This window comes from uncultured Maribacter sp. (genome assembly GCF_947500405.1).
GTDB lineage: Bacteria > Bacteroidota > Bacteroidia > Flavobacteriales > Flavobacteriaceae > Maribacter_B.
Genome location: NZ_CANMRY010000008.1, coordinates 88,347 through 110,632 on the forward strand (window position 1 = coordinate 88,347; position 22,286 = coordinate 110,632).

Genomic DNA, 22,286 nt, shown 5'->3' on the forward strand with positions numbered 1-22,286 from the left:
TTAATCCAAACTTTTAAACCCTGTGATATACCCTCCTGTTGATGTAAACATTTTTGTTGGAGTGTTAGCACCGGCGTTTAACTCATAAAGTGCATTTTCATCATTTGTAGCAATAGTAAATGCCACTTCATTATCATTAAAAGAAGTAACACTCATCCCTCTTGTACCATAAGTTGTTGGCAACCCAACAACAGCTCCTAAACTTGTTTTATTTTCTAAATCAATTTCAAAATACTTGAATTGAGGGTTACCTGTACTAAATTCCCAAAAATCAGTTTCATCCTCAACTTTTGCAGTATAGGTTTTGCCATTTGCATGTAAAATCCCATAACAAATATTACCTGTTGCTTCGCTAAGATTAAGAAAATAGTCTGCATCAAATTCAGAAGTACCATTCTTAATTCTTACTATACCACTAGGTGCATTTCCTCCACCATCAGAAGTTCCCTTACCTTGCACATAAATATCGCCATTGGCCATTTTAATCATTCCTGCATTAGAAGTAGGTCCGCCAAAAAGCATCCCTGTTCTCTGGTCTTCAATTACTTTCTCTACGGTATTAGTTTCAAGATTAATAATTGCCACATACGCATGATCATTAATTGGCACAAAATTATTCTCATAATGAACAGTCATAAATAATTTATTGTCACGTTCAACCATATCTAAATAATAAGTACGATTAGCTTCAGGAAATTTATCGGTAACATCTTTAAGAGAAACCTCATCTTGAATACGCATTGTTGTTGGATCAAATACTATAAGCTTAGAAATTCCTCCAGCAACTGTTGCATAAGCCGTATTTTCGTCCTTAAAATGTATGGTACTAAACGTATTAGCACCTGGTACTACAATTTTATTATCTTCTTGGGCAAGTCCATTTTCATCAAACTTATATTTAACAAGGTTTGCTGGTGCCCCAAAAGGTTTAGCATACATATACTCCCCTTCTACAACAACACTTGAGGTACCCGTAAGTTCTGTTGCTTTATCGTTTCCAATGGTAGAAAAATTAAGATTCTCAAATCCTTGTAAATAGGTAGTGGTGTTTGGCCATGCACCACTAACGGTAGCCATTCCAAACTTAATTTCTTTTTTCATGGAAGGCGAATCATCATTTGAAGAATCGTCACTACTGCAACCTACTGTTAATGCTAGGGTCAGTACACCTAGAAAAAGGCTTTTTAAGTTAATTAATACCGATGTTTTTGTTTTGTTTTTCATTTTTAATCTTACTTTAATTATTATAATTTATTTTAAAAAAGTTCTAAGGGTTATATAAAATGCCCTTCCTGGGCGTTGTACGTTAAAATTGTCGAATGCTTTTTCATCAAAAACATTGGTTGTTTCTAGGGTTATAGACATATTATTCTTAGGTATTGCATACGATATGCCTACATTTTGAATAAACTGAGCGGGAATGGTATTTTTTAAATCTTTGTTACCATCGACATCCCAAAACAAAAAATATTCATGCACATAATTGGAATTCCACCAAGCCGAAAATTTATTTTTACCTCCTAGAAAATTTCCTTTTTGATAGCGTACTTCTGCATTTCCGAAGAGATAAGGAATATTGGGTAATCGCGCATTAAAATATCGGTTATCTACAACTCCTGTTACATTTTGGGGAGAACGATTTCTTAAGTCTTGATATGTGGCATTGAGTTTTATATCTAAAAAATTGTAGGGGTGATATACTGCTTCTGCTTCAACACCAGTGGTTAAAGATTTCAATAGGTTTTGATATTGAGCAAAGAATTGTGATGTTCTTAACCAGATTACATTATCGGTAAGTCTATAAAACGATTGTAACTCAAGTTTTAGTTTTGAAGTATTCCATTGCACTCCCAAATTAATATTATGGCTTTGCTCAGGTTTTAAAAATGGGTTGGGCCTTACTAAGATAAAATCACCAAACAATTCAAATTCATCGGGCAAACGTGTAGCATATTCATAGGATACTTTTGCCAGCATCTTGGATGACATTTGGTATTTAAAAGATTGGGACACTCCAATATTGGATAAGGATTGCTTATTGGGTAAAAAATTAAGATTCTCAATGGCATAGCCATCAGCCTCTAAAATAAAGTGCTTTATGGCTGTATAACTGGTAATTTTTTCTTTAAAAGTATGTTGGTATGCCAAACCTATGGCATTCTTAAACAGCTTGGTAGGGTTGGTAAAATAATCTTCTCCATAAAATTCTGCAGCTATAGGGTCTTCTCCTACTCTGTGAAACCAAGACGTAAAAACATTTAAGGTAAACTGTCCTCTTTCCCAAGCATCATATTTTAAATTCAATCTACTAATAGCATTTTTTGAAGTAAGCTGTAGTGAATTTCCAGAGGAAGATACCTCCCCTCCCGAAGGTCTGGTATCGAAAATTTCGCCATCCCAAGTGTAGGCGTTTAAACTTGTATCTTTAAAATGCCCATTGGTTAGGTTAGTGCCTACATACCATTTTGCGCCTAAATTTTGTAAAAGCGCTCTTTTTTCATAGGATGCTGAAAACCCAAGCGTGTTTTCATCATAAGTTACCTCGCCGTAAGGTTGCGCCATTATAGCGTTATGCTGTATTTCATCATCTAACCCAGAAAATCTGGCATTAATTATCAATCTATCTGCATAAGATTTATCATAAACCCCCGCATATAAACTCATCATATAATTAGAAAACTTATCGTGAAATCGCTTTACAGTAACAGGGTTTGGATTACCAAATTCATCGGGAATTTCTATATCAATCTTGTAGTTGTTGTCTGAATGATTGTAAAATGAATTTAACCCTAATATGGTATTATTCTTAGTATTTACATACTGGCCATTTACATTTGCTTTATGTGTATTGAAAGAACCTGCCGAATACGAAACATCTAGATAATTAGTATAACTTTTTCTAGAGATGATGTTGATTCCCCCTCCCAAAGCATCGGCACCCAAATCAACAGGAACAACACCTTTGTAAACTTCAATCTGTTCCATAAGATTTATGGGAATTATGTTGATTCCCAATCCTGAACCGTAATATTCCATAGGAATACCATCTAAAAAGAATTTAATTTGTTTGCCTGACATTCCATTTATAAAAATCTCTGCATTACTTCCAAAGCCCCCTGATTGCCGTACATTTATACCAGACACTTGTTTAATAACATCACTTGTATTGTTATTCTGTGTATAAAGTTCTTTAGTATCTAGTACGCTAACACTAGCAACACTTTGTCTCAATTTTTGGGATTTTGATTTTGCTATTACAGTAACATCGTCAAGTGCTGAAACTTCTTCTTCCATTTTGAAAATCAATTTCAAAGGTGTTCCTTTTTCCAGTATAATTTTTCTTTGAATAGATTTATACCCTATATAAGAAACATTTACTACATGATTGCCAATAGGAACTCCTTGTACCTTGAAACTTCCATCTGCGCTAGTAATGTCACTTTTTTCTAGTGCTATAAAACTTACATGAGCTCCTGTTAATGGGGCACCATTTATATCTGTTATTTTTCCTAAAAATGAGGTTTCTTGTGAAAAACTCGATATAGAAAAGAACAGTGCTAGAATAGCTACGAAAAAGCTTGAGCGACCTTGTCTTTGAAGCATTTTATCTTTTTGGATTGTTGTCATTATATATGTAAATGGATACACCATTTTTGTTGGGCTCCCATTTTCTAAGATTAAAAAAGGTTAAAGAACAAACCAATACTGTAACCAGCAGCAATGGAGTTTTTGAATTACTCTCTACTCTAAAAATCTATACAAGTCATTTAACCGTTATTAAAATTACGATTCCACTTATATGATAATTATAGTCTGTGAAAATTTTTAAACTCTAAAGAAGTTCTAAGAGAAAGTGTAAACGGAATTAATAATCAGTTAATGAAAACTCATTTAAGGTATTTCAAACAATCCTTGAAAAGGGCTGTTACTAACTATATATCCGAGTATTTATAACACAAAACATCTGATAAAAAATCATTATTTAGATAGTAAAATAAAATAGAGTAAGAAAATTTATATTGAAAATGGAGGAGGTCTTGAAAAGAAATCGTCAATATTCGCATTAGAATTATAAGTGAAACTATAGTCACTTACGATATTTTTTATAGCATAAAACAGAAAATTATTCCCTATTGGAGTCTCTGTATAATTATTAAGTAGAGGTGTAAAGTTATTTACTGAAGTTAAATCACAAACCTCGCAATGCTCAATGTCACCATCATGATGATGCGTAATTGCATGTAAACTCGCCACTTTTAGAGAGAGAAAAAGAGCAAGAAAAGTATAAGCTAAATATTTTTTAAAATGACTTATTTGCATTGGAGTCAAATTTAATAAATATATAAGATACAAAAATGTTAAATGCTTTAAAATTGTGGATTCGTTACAACAAAATCATAAATTGTGGATAACTTTAATTTCATTGGGTTAAAAAAACGTAACCGAAAAATTTTAAAAGTATTAAAAAAGTAAGTCCCTAGTTATATGATAGGGAATATATTTTTATATAATCTCCAATGCCTTTAGAAGTATCGGTTTTTTTTAATTGTTTCGTTTGTTCTCTCCCTTTTTGCGTGAACTCAATATTTACTATCTACTTATTTTACTATTTATCTGATAATAAGATTATTAATATCAACACAAGACAGTCAACTATAATTACTTATCATATATACTAAACTTCAATTGAAACTTTCCAAATAGCTTTAATTGATATCAAACAATGCTATGTAAACAAAAAAACACTGATAATCATAAAGTTAACAGTGTTTTTATAAAACCTAAACTAGGTTCGTCGGGATGACAGGATTTGAACCTGCGACCACTCGACCCCCAGCCGAGTGCGCTACCGGACTGCGCTACATCCCGAAATTATAAATAACAAAAATATTAAAGTTGTTAGAGACTTAAATAGTATTATTAAAAAAATTAATCAGATTCTAATTCATTTATCCAACTAATTAATTTTTTGGGCCATTCCTTTAAATGTGCCTTTTCTTTAGCTAAACTAAATCCATGTCCGCCTTTTTCATAAAGGTATAAAGAAGACATATCTTCTCCTTGTGTAGACATTTGCCCATGAAAAAACTCACTATTCTCTTTAGGTACAACTTTATCGTCTATAGCATGCACAAGAAAAGTTACTGGTGTTTCTTTATTTATATGTAGATGATTAGAATACTCATTAACTAAATCCTCTGACGAGTTTTTTCCCAGTAAATTTTTCTTAGAGCCTATATGCGTTTCTGCACCCATGGTTATTACTGGATAAATTAATGCCATAAAATCTGGCCGCGCACTTAACTCATCTATTGCATCAATAGGTGCATAAACTTTTTTACTATATTGCGTTCCTAATGTGGATGCTACATGCCCTCCTGCGGAAAAACCAATAATACCAATTTCATTTTTATTAATTTTCCAATCTTCTGCCTTATTACGAACTAACCTTATTGCTCTTTGAGCATCTATTAAAGGTACTCTATGCTTTTTTTCCTGGGTTTTATCAGATGGTAATCTGTATTTAACCACAATCCCTGCAATTCCATGGTTATTTAAATACTTAGCAATATCTGTTCCTTCCCAATCATATGCAAGTATACCATATCCTCCGCCGGGGAAAATTAATAATGCTTTCCCTATTGCTATAGATTCATCTGGTAAAAAAACTTCTATAGTAGGGTTTTGAACATTTTTTATTCTAAGAATATTAGTTTGTTCATGAACTTCTTTCTCTTCCGTATTTATATGGTTGGGAATTTTTCCTTCTGGCCAAAGTTCTATTACTCTTTCTTTAGGTGTACAACCAAAAACGATTAAAGACATAATAATTAAATATCTTTTAGTACTAATGAACTTCATTACAATCCCATTTAAAGTTAGCTATTTTATCATTACTCGCAGATCCTAAATTATAATGCCACCACTCTGTTCTAATAGACCAAAAACCATGTTTTTCCATGGTTTCTTTTAGCAATTTTCTATTCTCCAAAATCTCTTTTGGTAAATCTAAATTATCATGATACGCTCTTTTTCCAAAAAAATCAAAATCTGTTCCCATATCTAGTTCTTCGCCTTCTAGAGTTACCAAAGTTATATCTACAGCACCTCCTTTATTATGAATAGAACCTTTTTTAGGGTTTGCCACATATTGCGGATTTGGAACAATTTTCCACATTTTATACTGCACAGAATTTGGTCTATAGCAATCATAAAATTTTATTTTTACGCCTCTTTTAAGAAATTCTTTATTTGCCTCTATTAAAGCTTTTGCCGTTTTTATTCTTGTGTAACATTCTGCACAATCATACACCTTTGCTTTTAGAAAATTATTCTCTGTAGCATAACGCATATCGTATGCAAAATTATTACTGTAATCTGCCAAACGTATAAAAGTAGAATCTGCTATATTGTTAAAAGATTTTAATTTTTGTTCTTCTGGAATAATAATAGTAATTGGTTTTTCTTCTTTAACACTATCAATTATTGTAGTTTCTATTTTTTCAGAAGATTTTATTTCTTTTATTTTCTCTTTACAAGAGAAAATAATACATAAACACAGAACGGTTAAAATTCTCATTTTACTATTTAGATTTTCTATTAAAATAGAAAGGTACTATATATTTTTAGAATTAAATAAAACAAGAAAAGCCAATTTCTAAGTCCTTTTAGAAATTGGCTTTCAATATTTAACGTATATTTTATATTATAGTCCTTTAAGTTACTTTAAACTTTAAGGCAGCTGTTCTACACTATTTTTTTCTTACAAGTCCACCATATAGTAAGAAGAAAATTAAACTATTTACATTAGAATAAAATGGTTTTAATCTATTTTTTTGGTAGATTCCCTAACTATTAAACTAGTCTTTATAACTTTAGTTTCAAAAGGTTCTTCACTATCTGGTTCTTCTATTCTCTTAATTAGCATTTTTGATGCCATTTCTCCTATGTATTTACCATGTTGGCTAACCATAGTCATTGCAGGGGTTACATATTTAGATAGTTGACCGTTTGTAAATCCTATTATAGATATATCTCTAGGAACAGAATATCCTCTTTCTTTTACTATGCTTTGTACTTTTACAGCAGTTATTTCATCCAAACAAAGAAGTGCATCTATCTTTTTATAATTTAATAAAAAAGACATTTCTAAATCTAAGTCATGTTTAGGTTTTATATTTAATATCATTCCTTCATCAAAAGAAATTCCATTTTTATGCAGTGCCTTTTTATACCCTTCTATTCTTAATTTCCCAATATTAGAATTACTAATGGGCGTTATTACTGCTATATTTTTGCAACCAATATTTATAAAATACTCTGTAGTTTTAAAACCGGATTCATAATCATCTACAATAACTTTATCACAGTTTATAGCATCAGAAACCCTATCAAAAAGAACAACGGGAATTTGGCTAGTTGCAATCTCTTGTAAATAACTAATATTTTTATTTAAATCGGAATCATTGGTTAAAGACATTATTAGTCCGTCTACTGTACCAGCATCTAAAACTTCTAATGTTTTACCTTCTTTTTCATTAGACTCATCACTAATGCAACTAATTATATTATATCCTTTTTCATTCGCAATTTTTTCTATCCCATACAAGACTTGAATAAAAAAATAATTAAGAATATTAGGTATAACTACTCCTACTGTTTTTGTACTCTTATTTAATAAACTAAGAGCTACTTTATTAGGCTTATAGTTATTTTCCTTAGCGTATTTTTGAATTTTTATTTTTAGTTCTGTACTAATTTCATGACTATCTCGTACTGCCTTAGATACTGTAGAAATAGACACTCCAAAGTGCTTACCAATATCTTTAAGTGTTATTTTTTTCATTACAATACTTTAATAATAGCCTTATAAATTCATAAAAACTAATTAACAAAGGATAGAAAGATGCATTAAACTTATAATTAAAAAGCAGTTAAGACCATAGCCTTAACTGCTTATATTTTTTTATATATACTGATTGATTATATTCTCGAACAATTCTTGCTTACCACTTTGTAATTTTAACTCTCCATTCTCCTGTGCAATTTTATATAAATCTTGAAGACTTAATTTACCTGCTTCAAAATCTTTTCCTTTACCAGAATCAAAAGAACTATAACGTTCCTCTCTCAATTTATCATAAGCAGATGAAGTAATAATTTTATCTGCAGTTAATAATGCTCTTGCAAAAGTATCTGCACCACCAATATGAGCTAAGAAAACATCTTCTAAATCGGTAGAATTTCTTCTAATTTTTGCATCAAAATTAACTCCACCACCTTGTAAACCACCGGCTTTTAAGAATACCAACATTGCTTCTGTTGTTTCTTGAATATTATTAGGAAACTGGTCTGTATCCCAACCATTTTGGTAGTCGCCACGGTTAGCATCTAAACTGCCTAACATACCTGCTTTTGCCGCTACCTCTAATTCATGCTGAAAAGTATGCTGCGCTAAAGTTGCATGGTTTACTTCTATATTCATTTTAAAGTCCTTCTCTAAACCATATTCTTTTAAGAAACCAATAGCTGTAGCAGAATCAAAATCATATTGGTGCTTCATAGGTTCCATTGGTTTTGGTTCTATAAAGAAATTTCCTTTAAACCCTTGTGCACGAGCATAGTCTCTAGCCATTGCTAAAAATTGACCCATATGGTCTAACTCACGTCCCATATCGGTATTAAGTAAAGACATATAACCTTCTCTACCTCCCCAAAAAACATAATTTTCACCATCTAAAGCTATGGTAGCATCTAAGGCCAATTTTATTTGCCCACCTGCTCTAGCTAAAACATTAAAATCTGGATTTGTAGAAGCTCCATTCATATACCTTGGATTAGAAAAACAGTTTGCTGTTCCCCAAAGTAATTTAATCCCAGATTCCGATTTCTTTTCTTTTAAATACTCTGTAATAGTTACTATTCTTTTTTCGGACTCTGCAAAGGTTGGTGCTTCTTGAATTAAATCGAAATCATGAAAACAAAAATAATCGAATCCCATTTTACTAATGAATTCAAAAGCAGCATCTGCTTTATCTTTTGCTGCTTGTATTGGGTCCGCAGCTTTATCCCATTCAAAACTTTGCGTTCCTGGTCCAAATGGATCAGACCCTTGACCACAGAATGTATGCCAATACGCTATTGCAAATTTAAAATGCTCGCGCATTGTTTTTCCTGCTACTATTTGTTCCGGATTATAATATTTAAATGCAAGAGGATTATCAGATTCTTTGCCTTCAAATTTAATTGCATCAATTCCTTTAAAATATTCTTTATTTCCTAATACTGCCATTTTTTTACCTGTATTATTTATTTGTAATTAATTCTAGTTCTTTTTTCCAATTTTCGTAAGCTATTATATAGGGCTCTTTATCTTTAAATGGCATAAACGTCATTACATGATCATTATCCATTATAGATTTACTAAACTTTTTAAAATCTCCTAAATGTAAATCTGCTGCTCTTGCCGCTCCTATTGCTCCTGTAGTATTGTAAATTTCAATCTCGTGAGCTATTAAAGTAGCTATCGTATTTGCAAATATTTCGGACCTAAAAAGATTATCATTTCCTGCACGCATTACGTTTACCTTCATTCCGTCTGACTTTAAAATATCCATCCCGTAAACAAAAGAAAAGGCAATACCCTCCAAAGCTGCCCTACAAATGTGTGCTTTGGTATGGTTATTTAAATTTAGATTTACTACCCTTGTTCCTATTTGTTTATTGTTTAACATTCTTTCTGCTCCATTACCAAAAGGAATAACACAAACACCATCTGAACCTACAGCAATATCTGATGCCAAAACATTCATTTCTTCGTAAGAAGAAACATCTAAATTATTTAATAACCATCTATATTGTATTCCAGCCCCATTTATACACAACAACTTACCTATTCTTGGCTCTTCTCCTTTTTGATAATTTACGTGTGCAAAATTGTTTACTCTAGAACTTTCTTTGCTAGACAAACTATTAGTAACCCCATAAACAACACCTGAAGTACCCCCTGTTGCTGCAACTTCTCCTGGATTTAATACATTTAAGGATAATGCATTATTAGGTTGATCTCCTGCTCTATAATATATCGGCGTTCCTGCTGCTAATTCACTTTCTTTTTCTCCTTGCCCATTTACTTGAGACTGATTTGTAAATGTATCTACAATATCTGGAACCAAATGCGCATCTAAACCGTAGTGTTCCAAAAGAAAATTTGCAACGTTATCTTTTTTAAAATCCCATAATATTCCTTCGGACAGTCCAGATATTGTGGTATTTATTACATTAGAGAATTTATATGCTATATAATCTCCAGGTAGCATAAACTTATAAATATTCTTATAAATCTCTGGTTCGTTCTCCTTTACCCATTTTAATTTTGAGGCAGTAAAATTTGCTGGAGAATTTAATAATTGTGAAGAACAAGTTTCTTCTCCTAAATCTTTATATGCTTTATCTCCAATAGCTACTGCTCTGCTATCGCACCAAATAATAGACTTTCGTAACGGTTCTCCTTTTTTATCTACAATTACTAAACCGTGCATCTGATAGGAAATACCAATACCTTTTATTTGGGTTCTAGAAACATTGTATTTTTTTTTGATTGCTTTTATACCTTTACAAGCATACTGCCACCAATCTTCAGGATTTTGCTCTGCCCAACCATTTTTAATAGCTAACATAGACATTTCTGTCTCTGGCTCTTGAACAACACCAATACTTTTACCAGTATCCATAGCTACTAATGCTACTTTTACAGAAGAGCTTCCTATATCTAAACCTATATAATACATACGCTTTTAAATGGTTATTACTTTTCTCAAATATAATTTAAAGACTAAATAAAAACTATACTTTTCTATTTCTATACTATACAAAATAGTAAAAAAAGCACATTAAAACAAATCTAAATTCCTTCATAAACAACTAGAAAACAACAACTTAATTAAAATTTTCGTTGTATACGAAAAATTTCGCAAAGCTTTTCGTAAAAACAAAGTATGCTATCTTATTTATTCGCTTATCATCCTCTATTAATGTTCCAAAAGAAAACCCAAGAATAGCGTCATAATTTGTGGGTTAGTAGTTAAACTAACCCTAATAAAAATAACAATAGAAAGTAAAAACATGAAAATAGCAATATGCGCAAAATTTATAGTTATAAACTCTAACAACATGCCCGAAAGACTACTCTATTATATTTCTGCCATTATACGTAAAGCTACAACAATTAATATGGAAAATAGGGTTACAATAGCTGTTTTGGAATTTATTTTTTCCCAAAGAACTCCTAAAAGAAAAAAGGCTGTTATAGGTGGCTTAATATAAGGTTACACACTCTGTAAATATTGGTATAACGTTCCTCTACCATTTTTTCCATAATAGGAATCAAATTATATCTTGTCCTAAATAGTCGATACAGATTATTTAGGACAAGACATATATAAAAATCATATAAGTTTATGACCTCTACAATTTTAAATTAAGTAGTATTTCATGTGTACCATTATCAATAGTCCTAACTGGACTTTCAAAAGCTGCTTCATAAGCATATCCTATATTCATCCATTTACTGGCTTTAAAAATAAGGATGCCACTTACGCTTTCGTCTAACCTGTAACCTACACCAATATCGAATCTATTATTAAATTCTAAAAGTGTCGTAACATCCAAAGATAAAGGAGATGCTTCCACATAACTTAATAATACCGTTGGCTTTAATACAATCTTATCTGCTAGTGTAATATCATATCCACCCGCTAAATATACGTGCATTTTATCCATACCAATCTTTGCTAAACCATCATCATACTCTAATCTATCCGGCGTTAAAACTCTTGGTATAGACAAGGCTAAAAAATACTTATCGTTCTTTAAATAAGCTCCTATTCCAATATTAACATTAAAACTGCCATCAATATTCATTAAAGAAGGGTCTGCCTGAATTCCATAAGTCATTAAACCTGCAGTATTTGCTTTATAGGAATTAAACCCAGCCTTTATTCCAAAAAATAAGTCATGGTTTTCATTTAATTTAAGTTTATAAGAAAAATCTAAAGCTATAGAGGTTTGATTTTCTATAAAAGTTCTATCATTTATAATAGATGCACCAATACCTACATTTTTACGTAAAGGTGTACCGAAAATAACACTTTGAGTTTCTGGAGCTCCTTCTACACTTGCCCATTGGCTGCGTACATTGAGCCCTAAATCGGTACCTTCATTAGCTCCTGCATAAGCAGGATTTATTAAATTCATATTATACCTATAAAATGTATAATTAGGTTCTTGCTGTGCAGACAAACTTACCGTTGCGAAAGCAAACAAGATTATTGTGTATATTAATTTTAGTTTCATTATCTGGGGGTTTTGCATTAGTAATTAATAAACATCCAACCACGTAACGGTGCTGTACCATTACCTAAGTCTATTACATATAAATAGGATCCTGCTGGAAGTTTTTCTGAATTAGATTTGTATTTTCCATTCCAATCATTTTTATAACTTTCTGTAGCAAAAACCTCATGCCCCCATCGATTATAAACTTTTACATTGGAATTAGGATAATTATCTATTCCTGGAATAACCCAACTATCATTTATACCATCTCCGTTAGGCGTAAATGCTTCAGATGGTGCTAATGTAGGTTCTGCTATTTTAGGAAATACATCCTCAGTATCTACAACTCCATCATTATCATCGTCGGTATCAACACTATCAGAAATTCCATCTAAATCTGTATCTTCAGGTGTACTGGCGAAATTTTTAGAATCTGTACCTTCTCTATGTTCTACTTGATCCGAATACCCATCATTATCATCATCTAAATCTGCGTTATCCCCTGTTCCATCGCCATCGGTATCCGTATCTTCTGCTGGATCTGTTGAAAAAGCATCTTCAAAATCTAAAGTACCGTCGTTATCATCATCTAAATCAATATTATTTCCTAAACCGTCACCATCGGTATCGGTATCTATATTTCCATCACCATCATCATCGGTATCTGCGTAATCTCCAATACCATCGTTATCCGTATCTGTATCCTCTGTAGGATCTAGTGGAAAATCATCTTCAGAATCTAGGGTGCCATCATTATCATCATCGTCATCCGCATTATCGCCTGTACCATCGTTATCCGTATCGGTATCCTCAGTAGGATCTAGTGGAAAATCATCATCAACATCTGATGTACCATCATTATCATCATCGGTATCTGCATTATCGCCTGTTCCGTCATTATCGGAATCGGTATCTTCATTTGCATCTAACGGGAAATCATCCTCAACATCTGATGTACCATCACCATCGTCATCGGTATCTGCATTATCGCCTGTACCATCATTATCTGTATCGGTATCTTCATTGGCATCTAAAGGGAAATCATCCTCTGAATCTGGTGTGCCATCATTATCATCATCGGTATCTGCATTATCGCCTGTACCATCATTATCCGTATCGGTATCTTCATTGGCATCTAACGGGAAATCATCCTCTTCATCTGGTGTACCATCACCGTCGTCATCGGTATCTGCATTATCGCCTGTACCATCATTATCCGTATCGGTATCTTCATTGGCATCTAATGGAAAAGCATCATCAACATCTGGTGTACCATCATCATCATCATCGGTATCTGCATTATCGCCTGTACCATCATTATCTGTATCGGTATCTTCATTGGCATCTAACGGGAAATCATCCTCTTCATCTGGTGTACCATCACCGTCGTCATCGGTATCTGCATTATCGCCTGTACCATCATTATCCGTATCGGTATCTTCATTGGCATCTAATGGAAAAGCATCATCAACGTCTGGGGTGCCATCATTATCATCATCGGTATCCGCATTATCGCCTGTACCGTCATTATCCGTATCGGTATCTTCGGTATCATCTAGTGGGAATGCATCGTCTTCATCTGGGGTGCCATCATCATCATCGTCATCATCAGCATTATCGCCTGTACCGTCATTATCGGTATCGGTATCTTCGGTATTATCTAATGGGAATGCGTCATCCGTATCGGGGGTGCCATCTCCATCATCATCTGGATCCGTACTATTGCCATCTCCGTCTCCGTCTGTATCTTCTTCTGCATCTATACTAGTGGTATAAGTAGCTGTACTTACTGCATCTTCTAAATCTTTTACCTTAAATGTGAATGATGTATAGTCTGTACCAAATTCTCCTGCTTCGGTTATATATAATAAGAGTGTAACATCATCAATAAAATCATTTTCAGAAACTGGATTACCTTCATATGTTAACTCTCCTTTTCCTGAAGGTGGTAATGTTATAATCTGGATTCCATTAAATTCATCTACCAAATCATCATCATTAAATGTAAAATTGCTTGGTGTGAATGTAAAATCTACATCCTGAACAACATCTATAGATATATCTCCCCCTGTTGGAGTATCATTTTGTAAGGATACGTTTATATTTACTGTTACATCTTCACTAAATGAGTTTCCATCTTGAAAATTATACGTAAAAGAGTCTTGCTCTTCCTCTTCCCCATCATGTACATATGTAAATGTACCGTCTGAATTAAAAGTAAAGGAAGATGCATTGGAAGGATTGCTAATTATATGATATGTTACAGGATCCCCATCTACTTCTTCATCGTTTGTAGATACATCATCATTAAGTGTCGCATTTTCATTAACATCAAAAGTATTTTCATTGCCTATTGGCTGATCGTCTACTGGAGTTATTGACACGGTAATAGTTGCTGTAACAAGTGTACCATTATCATCTAATTGGTAAGTAATACTGTCTGTTCCATTTTCGTTTTCATCTGGGTAATAGAAAATCCTTGTATTATCTCCGTCTACCTCAGCATACCCTTTTAATCCCTGTGTTATTATGGATAAAGTAGCGTCATTACCAGACTCATAGACATCATTATACAACACGTCTACAGGGGTTCCGTCTGAATCTTCATCTACTACAAGTAAATCATCATTTGCTGCAACAACTAAAGTTAAATTGTATGGTCCAAAGGAAGTTGCCGCCGTATTCGTTGCATTATCTTTAGCTTCTGCATGAATATACCATCCGCTACCTCCTGTAGAAAAAGAAACATCTTTAGATTGACTATTACTCCATGAACTCCAATTAGCATCATCGGTTGCAGGTGGTGTAGCACTTTGCGTTAATGCATAACGTTGTACATCAAAACCACTTCCCAAGCCTTCATCTGAAAAAGTTAAGGTAATATTATCTTCCGTTGTAACATTTCCGTTCGCTGGCGAAGCCGTAATTGTTGGATTCGATGCGTCGTGAATTATATTTAAGGTTCTATAAAATGGTAAAGACCATACTCCTGTATCTGTTTGTGTTCTTAAACTAATTATATAATCTGCACTTTCTGAATTGTATGCAGAAAAGTCTGTCATAGGTGTTGTAGAATTATATATTTCAACATCTGTAGGGTTACCTTCATTATCATAAGTTCGTTGCGTTACAATCCACTCTTCTGCAGTAAGGGTTCTTCCGTAAGGATCTGCTGAATTATTCTCTACAGCAATTGTCATTGTACCAGCATATGTGGTTAACACATCTGGTAAAATATTAAATTGCGCTAAAGGTAAATCGTCATTTGTAGGAGTTGCAGATGTTTTTTCAACATAAACACTCGCTGGAGAACTATACGTTCCTTGATGATCCTGAACCGTAAGCATTATTAAGTACTGACCGTCTGGCTGACCGGAAGGGTTAAATTGCCCTATTGTCCAATCATTTGTTGCACTTGCATCTACGGATTTCCATTTCCATTCAGAATTTGCAATGCCATTATTAGCACCACCATCTAAATCATATGAGTTATCTGTTAAAGTACCTGCACCTGGATTATATGTAAAACTAGCTACTGGTTTTCTATGAAAATATAGTGTCGTTGGTGCCGTTGGTAAATCCTCGAAAGTAAAGCTGTATTCTCCTGTTTTTTCATAAAACTCTGGTACATCTTCTAAATATAAATCATGCCAAGATACTTTACCACTATTATTATCAAAAAAGGTTTCATCATGAGTTATCTTCCATCTACCATTAGGGTAACTTGCGTTTGCAGTATTTGTTTTTAACTCGGTTGGTGTAACATCTATTTCTACAGAAGTACCTGCTATAAAATATTCCCCAGCGCTTACTGTTCCAAAAACATACTGATTATATATATATTGTGCTATTTGATCTATCCAATCATTATAAGCTGTTTCATCTCTATTTACAAAGGTTCCTTTTTGATTGTTTTGTGTAACAAATCTTTCAAACTGAGTCTTATTTGCATTAACACCCCAACCTATGTAATGAATGTCTTCATTTATGGTACGCATTAATATTTCTGACAAATCGGAATCATCATTAAAATCTGCTACCTCTAAGTCGTCTAAGTTTATATTAAAGCGTAATGCATTATTTCTCCACTGTGGTTCTCTCAGTACATCTTTAAAAGCTCTTAATGATAATTTTTCGATTGCGATATCTTCAAAATATGCATTTTCTTGCTCGTGAACATAAAAACCATAACTACCAGTAGAGTGTGTTGAGTCGGTAATATCAAATGATTCTATCCAATCTGTCCCTGCATTACCTCCTCCTCCTTTACGATAAATTTTTATATCATTGCCACTCATTTCAATCCTGAAATCAATAGCCTGACCATTATAAAAAGCGCCGAACATATCTGCTCTATTCCCGTTCCAACCGTAAGTTGCAGTACCACTTTGCCCACTACTAGTATTAACAGCTAAAATAGTTGTTACACCATTTTCTCTTTTTAAAATAGCTTCTGCAGGAAAACCATCTCCGCTAGCGTATCCTTGTAAATTCCCGCAATAAGTATGATTATCAATGATATACGCATAAAAATTATCATTATCTACTTTTCTAAAGATAAAACCTACCTCTGCATGTACATATGGGTCTCCTGAAAGACCAAAAGTTGCCGAAATTGAACCATCAGACACATCGCCCGTTGGATCATACATTGCCACTCCATAATTTCCTGAATTTCTTGCAACAGGATCCGCTAAAATTCGGTTTGTTCCTGAGTCAAAAGAAAAATATGGTCCGCTATACACACCTCCCGCCAATGAGTTGTGTGGATTTGGTGGTTCCGCTCCAGTAAAATCCATTTTTACCCAACTATTAAAAATATCAGCTGCATCTGCCTGATCTGATGATATAGTACTCCTTTCAAAAGCCTCTACGCGTAATTTACCTAAAGGCATTCCTTTATTAATTAAAGATGTCTCTAAATCTGTTTCAAAAGGTGCTAAATCTAATTGTGCAGAACCAACAGTTACCATAACATCTATGTTAGGACCCTGCTGTACTGTCATATCTACCGTTTGTGCAAAGGATACAGTGGTAAATACCAAGCATACCCACGCTAAGGTGTTTTTAAATATTTTTCTCATTTGGGGGATTTTATTTTGTTAAAATGGAGTTCGTTATTGATGCACTTAAAGACCAATAGTCGAAATTAAATGCAGTATCAAAAATAGAAGTACAACTAGTACAAGCACCTACATTAAAATAGGCTTTTTCACCAATTGCTTTAATTAAAGCTAAACCATCTGTATTAGAGCCTAAATTACAATTGTATACAAGCAATTGAATATGCTCTCCTTGATAAAGACCTTCTAACATACTTAATTCAAACTCAGCATTAACTGAATTTAAATCATAGGCTACACCTCCCATTTGTAAAGAATTATAAGATGCATTAGCAAAAAGGTGTATTGTTTTAATTTCTGAATTTTCTTGCAAAAATTCTCTTATTTGTTTCCAAGCATTTGTAGTATTGTTTAACTCTACTAAAACTTGATTTGTACTTAAAGTGCTTATAATTTGTGTTTTCTCTGAAAAATCTGAATCTATAACAACCAGATTTTTAGAGCCAGATTGGGCATAAAATTTTAAACATAAAAAAAAGAATACATATATGAATGTTCTTTTGGAAGTAGAGTATTTAGTTTGCATAAATTAAGGTTTAATTATATTTTATAGTTAAACGCTAAATTAAATATTTAAAGTACGTATTTTCTTACAAATGTTGTGAGTTGATGTAAATTTGTATGTAACTTTCAAAAAAAACGGTATTACATTACTTTAACACAACATTGTTTAAATAAAACTCTTACAATTAATTGTTTTATATATTAACATTCAAATAAACTGAAATTCTATTCTTAAGTTCTACTCTTTTACTATTTAAATTTTGAGAAATTGGAACCATGCCTAAAACTCCTAAGAAACATTTCTTGTAACTAGCTTCTAAACTTACCTCTCCAAGGAAAATATTGCTTTTTGTATTTGCAACCTCTAAATTAAACTCTACTTCTGGCATGGTTAAGTAAAAACTATCGGTAGTTACTTCCCAATCTACTTTTGTATTGCTCCCTAACAACGTAACATTTTTAATTGGTGATGGAGGTATATTTTTATGATACCCTCCAATAGTGCGCATTGCATTTTTTTTACCTGCTTTGGGTTCTCCTAAAAAAACTAACAGTAAACAGACTAGAAAGAGTTTAATGCCCGTTTTATATTTATAAACAACGTATTTTAATTATAGATATAAAATAAAAAACTTATTAGAATTAACACCTTGCGATACAGGCTTAGAAAAAAATGAATCTAAAAAAGTCTGTAAACTTATCGGAATTTATTGGGAGTTTATAAATTTAGGTTATTCTTTTTTCTAAAATCAGTTTTAAAATAAACAGCTAACTGTATACGATCAAAATTACTTTTTTTAAAAGTATTTTTCATGTACCCAATATCTACTTTTACACTCTTTGTTACATTATGGCCCAACCCAATAAAAAATCTATTTTGGTTAAAGTGGGGTGCTTTTAGGTTTATAAAATATTCATTAAATATTTTAAAATAAAAAGCATTATTTAAAGGGATTTTTGCTTGTAATCTATATCTAATTCTATTATTTACTAAACTCTCCCCTACTTTATCAATCCAACAAGATTCTAATCGTATTCTATTAGAAATTAGTGCGTTTTTATATTTTGATTTAAATACTAACTCTTCATATAACCAAATCTGTTTAGTATGCCCCCCAAATTCATTACCTATATATGCTTCAGAATCTAAATATGCTACTCCTATTGTAGTTAGAAAATTCTTTTTCACTTGATAGGTTAATCCTGTTCTAAAAAAAGCAAACTCATAATTACTAATAAGTTTATAATGTCTTAAAATACTCAGAGTTGGAATACTAAATTTATTAGATATTTTATTACTTCCTGAAATTATAAACCAAGACCCTAACAAATCCTCCTTTTCTTGTGCAAAGTTTACAAAGGAAACAAGCATTAAAAGTATTGTTATACCCTTTTTAAAAGTTCTATTTAATCCATAGTAATCTGCACTTTTTCTAAATTTTATCATTACAAAAATTCTTCTTTAGAATCAAGTACAAATTTTTAAAATGCATACCTGTCAAAACATGACATATGACATGTTTAGATTTTTTAGCGTATAAAATTTAGGTTAACATAAAGTTAAAAATAATGCACCTAACAGGTTTATAATCAGAACATGACATAAGTCACATTTTATAAAAAGAAACCAATATACTTTTGAATAGAATATTTCTATAATCTTAAAAACAAAGTTACCATGAACACAATATCTAAAATATTAGTACCCTATGATTATTCTAAAAGTGCCGATAAAGCTTTGGACTATGCTGTACACTTTGTGGCAGATGAAAAGATAAACATAAACCTCATCCATGTATCTAATAATGCAGATGATGACAAGATGCGTGACACTTATCAAAGTCTTTCCAAAAAATATGAAAACAAGCTTAAAATTCCAATGACATGGTCATTAGGCTGGGATGGTTCTGTTACAGATGTAATAATGGAAGTGCAAGAAGAAAAAAAATCTGACTTAATTATTATGGGTACTTCAGGGTGGTCTTTAGATAAAGATTTTTCTTTCACCTCCAAACTTGTTAATGAATCTAAATATCCAATTTTGGTTGTTCCTGAAGGCAATAAAAAACAAAAAATTAAGAATATTATTTTGGTCTTAGGAAAAAATGAAATTGATAAGCCTACTGCCTTAAAAATCCTTTTAAATATTTCTCAAAAGTTTAACGCTAAAGTTCATGTTTTAACTATTCAAAATGAACCAGGAACTTTTGGATATACAGAAAGTGATGAAAAAAATGAGAATACATTAATGTACTATCTAGAGAATTTTTACAGTGAACATACCTTTATAGAAAACCCAGATATAGTAGAAGGAATTTTTTCTTATGTGAATAAACATGATATAGATATGATTGCTATTCTTCCTAGAAACCATACCAAAAAAGCTACTCCGTCTGATGGCTTACTTACTAAGGAACTAGTATTAAAAGCTACAGTACCTGTATTAACAATTGAATAATTAATTCTAAAAAAACAAAATCTTGCTAACCATAACTATAATCTTAAGTATTACCATACTACTTTTTATCTGGGGAAAATATCCGCCAGATGTTGTAGCCATTTTAGCTATGCTTACCCTTTATTTATCTGGTGTTCTAAGTTTAAAAGAGACGTTAAGCGGTTTTAGCAACCCTACAGTAGTAATGATTGCTGCATTATTTATAATTGGTGAAGGTCTTTCAAGAACTGGGTGGACAGCTTTGGCAGGTAAAAAGTTTGTAGAATGGGCTGGTAATAGCGTTCCTAAGTTACTAATCATTGTAACTATGGGCTCCAGTATACTTTCTGGTTTTGTAAGCAATACTGGAACTGTAACAGCCTTATTACCTGTAACTGTATCCGCTGCATGGAACGCCGGTACATTACCATCCAAACTATTAATGCCTATAGCTTTTGGTTCTAATACGGGAGGTTTGCTAACCTTAACAGGAACACCTCCAAATATTATAGCTAGTAATGCTTTGGTAGATGCTGGTTTAGAAGGATTCTCTTTTTTTGAATTTGGTTTAATAGGAGTTCCTCTATTACTTATTGCTCTACTATATTTTAAACATATAGGACATAGACTTTTACCATCAAACAAAACAAAAGACCGCCCAATAGACATAGATTCTGAAATGCACAAATGGGTTAAAGATTATAGTATTGGGGATAATATGTACCGTTTTCGTATCCGTTCTATGTCTCCTCTTATAAATACAAAAATTGAAGATTGGAATTTTGAGGAGAATCATAAAGTAACCATTATGCGCTTGCGCAGAAGACATTCTAATACTTTAAAAAGAGTTCCTGAATTTGTAGAGTTTCCTGAACCTAAGACTCAAATGCGTTATCATGATATTATAACAGTTAAAGGAAAAGCAAAGAATATTGATTTTATAATGCGCAAATATAAATTAGGAATTATTCCTTTTAAACATACAAATTCAGAATTAAAAGAAGAGCTTATTAATCAAGAAGTAGGGCTTTCTCAAATGCTTATAACACCTAATTCTGCTTTTGTAGGACGCAAAGTTCCTTTAGGAAGTTATTTAGATAAAAATCGCATTCAACTTTTAGGCGTGTCTCGAGATAATGCTCCACTTGTGGGGGAAGAAGTGACTATAAAACCAGGAGATGCTTTTATTATTAGAGGATTATGGAATGCTATAGAAGATTTACAGCAAGAATACGAACATGTTGTTATATCTGGTAATCCAGAAACAATGGCCAAAAATGTAGATAAACTTACTCTTAAATCCTATATAGCACTAAGTACCTTAATCCTAATGATTATTTTATTAGTATTTAAAATTTTGCCCGGTGCTATTGCTGCATTAGTTTGCGCAGGAGTGTTAATGCTTACTGGTTGTGTGCCTATAAACAAAGCCTACAAAGGAATAAGCTGGACAAGTGTGGTTATGATCGCCGCAATGATTCCTATGGGAGTGGCACTACAAAAAACAGGTGTTGCACAATGGGCCGCAGACACCCTTGTAACAAAGTTAGGAGCTATAAACCCTACCATGCTTTTAGGTGGTATTTTCTTATTAACAACTGCTTTTAGTCAAACCATAAACAATTCGGCAACAGCAGTTCTAATGGCTCCAATTGCTTTAATTGCCGCTACTACGCTAGGAGTTTCTCCTAAACCATTTATGATTGTTGTAGCGGTATCGGCATCAACTGCATTTTTAACTCCTGTAGGTACTACTACCAATGCAATGGTTATGGCTGCTGGAGGTTACAAATTCCTAGATTATGTAAAAGTTGGAGCACCATTACTCTTCCTATTTTTTATTACAACAATATTTTTAGTGCCATTATTTTGGCCATTTTAATTAA

At 32.5% G+C, this 22,286-nt stretch carries 16 protein-coding genes and 1 tRNA gene; 3 read left to right on the forward strand and 14 right to left on the reverse strand.

Annotated features, from left to right (window positions below; translation table 11 throughout):
- From Q0945_RS12030 to Q0945_RS12070, 9 genes are all read right to left on the reverse strand, one after another.
- Complete coding sequence (locus tag Q0945_RS12030) at positions 1-1,224, reverse strand: DUF4374 domain-containing protein (RefSeq protein ID WP_299434862.1); 1,224 nt, start codon at positions 1,222-1,224, stop codon at positions 1-3.
- 27 nt (positions 1,225-1,251) lie between these two features.
- Positions 1,252-3,627, reverse strand: a complete 2,376-nt coding sequence (locus tag Q0945_RS12035; RefSeq protein ID WP_299434864.1) for a TonB-dependent receptor — start codon at positions 3,625-3,627, stop codon at positions 1,252-1,254.
- A 387-nt stretch (positions 3,628-4,014) separates the two neighbouring features.
- Positions 4,015-4,320 carry a hypothetical protein gene (locus Q0945_RS12040; protein WP_299434866.1) on the reverse strand — a complete coding sequence of 102 codons (306 nt, stop codon included), beginning with the start codon at positions 4,318-4,320 and terminating at the stop codon, positions 4,015-4,017.
- Between the two features lie 475 nt (positions 4,321-4,795).
- Positions 4,796-4,869: transfer RNA gene (locus tag Q0945_RS12045), tRNA-Pro, on the reverse strand.
- A 60-nt stretch (positions 4,870-4,929) separates the two neighbouring features.
- Positions 4,930-5,862 (reverse strand): alpha/beta hydrolase, encoded by a 933-nt coding sequence (locus Q0945_RS12050; protein ID WP_299434868.1) that lies wholly within the window; start codon positions 5,860-5,862, stop codon positions 4,930-4,932.
- Positions 5,849-6,580, reverse strand: a complete 732-nt coding sequence (locus Q0945_RS12055; RefSeq protein WP_299434870.1) for a M15 family metallopeptidase — start codon at positions 6,578-6,580, stop codon at positions 5,849-5,851. Before Q0945_RS12055 ends, Q0945_RS12050 begins: the two co-directional genes overlap by 14 nt.
- Positions 6,581-6,823: 243 nt before the next feature.
- The gene (locus Q0945_RS12060; protein WP_299434872.1) at positions 6,824-7,846 is read right to left on the reverse strand and encodes a LacI family DNA-binding transcriptional regulator; all 1,023 of its coding nucleotides are present in this window, start codon (positions 7,844-7,846) and stop codon (positions 6,824-6,826) included.
- Between the two features lie 120 nt (positions 7,847-7,966).
- Positions 7,967-9,292 (reverse strand): xylose isomerase, encoded by a 1,326-nt coding sequence (xylA, locus tag Q0945_RS12065; protein WP_299434874.1) that lies wholly within the window; start codon positions 9,290-9,292, stop codon positions 7,967-7,969.
- A 13-nt stretch (positions 9,293-9,305) separates the two neighbouring features.
- On the reverse strand, positions 9,306-10,790 hold the full coding sequence (locus tag Q0945_RS12070; RefSeq protein ID WP_299434876.1) for an FGGY family carbohydrate kinase: 1,485 nt from the start codon (positions 10,788-10,790) through the stop codon (positions 9,306-9,308).
- Positions 10,791-11,124: 334 nt separating this feature from the next.
- Here Q0945_RS12070 and Q0945_RS12075 point away from each other — a divergent pair, with 334 nt between their 5' ends.
- The gene (locus Q0945_RS12075) at positions 11,125-11,325 is read left to right on the forward strand and encodes a hypothetical protein (protein WP_299434878.1); all 201 of its coding nucleotides are present in this window, start codon (positions 11,125-11,127) and stop codon (positions 11,323-11,325) included.
- Between the two features lie 141 nt (positions 11,326-11,466).
- Here the strand turns inward: Q0945_RS12075 and Q0945_RS12080 are convergent, their stop codons facing one another.
- The 5 genes from Q0945_RS12080 to Q0945_RS12100 form a co-directional block, all read right to left on the reverse strand.
- On the reverse strand, positions 11,467-12,354 hold the full coding sequence (locus Q0945_RS12080; protein ID WP_299434880.1) for a type IX secretion system membrane protein PorP/SprF: 888 nt from the start codon (positions 12,352-12,354) through the stop codon (positions 11,467-11,469).
- A 17-nt stretch (positions 12,355-12,371) separates the two neighbouring features.
- Positions 12,372-17,420, reverse strand: a complete 5,049-nt coding sequence (locus Q0945_RS12085; RefSeq protein ID WP_299434882.1) for a gliding motility-associated C-terminal domain-containing protein — start codon at positions 17,418-17,420, stop codon at positions 12,372-12,374.
- A 10-nt stretch (positions 17,421-17,430) separates the two neighbouring features.
- Positions 17,431-17,985 carry a DUF4347 domain-containing protein gene (locus Q0945_RS12090; RefSeq protein ID WP_299434884.1) on the reverse strand — a complete coding sequence of 185 codons (555 nt, stop codon included), beginning with the start codon at positions 17,983-17,985 and terminating at the stop codon, positions 17,431-17,433.
- Between the two features lie 172 nt (positions 17,986-18,157).
- Positions 18,158-18,472, reverse strand: coding sequence for a hypothetical protein (locus tag Q0945_RS12095; protein ID WP_299434886.1), 315 nt, complete (start codon positions 18,470-18,472; stop codon positions 18,158-18,160).
- Positions 18,473-18,681: 209 nt separating this feature from the next.
- Complete coding sequence (locus Q0945_RS12100; protein WP_299434888.1) at positions 18,682-19,410, reverse strand: DUF2490 domain-containing protein; 729 nt, start codon at positions 19,408-19,410, stop codon at positions 18,682-18,684.
- Between the two features lie 231 nt (positions 19,411-19,641).
- On the opposite strand from Q0945_RS12100, the gene Q0945_RS12105 reads away from it, so the two are divergent.
- Both Q0945_RS12105 and Q0945_RS12110 read left to right on the forward strand, forming a co-directional pair.
- Positions 19,642-20,421, forward strand: coding sequence for a universal stress protein (locus Q0945_RS12105; protein WP_299434890.1), 780 nt, complete (start codon positions 19,642-19,644; stop codon positions 20,419-20,421).
- A 22-nt stretch (positions 20,422-20,443) separates the two neighbouring features.
- Positions 20,444-22,282, forward strand: coding sequence for an SLC13 family permease (locus Q0945_RS12110; RefSeq protein WP_299434892.1), 1,839 nt, complete (start codon positions 20,444-20,446; stop codon positions 22,280-22,282).
- Positions 22,283-22,286: the final 4 nt, after the last annotated feature.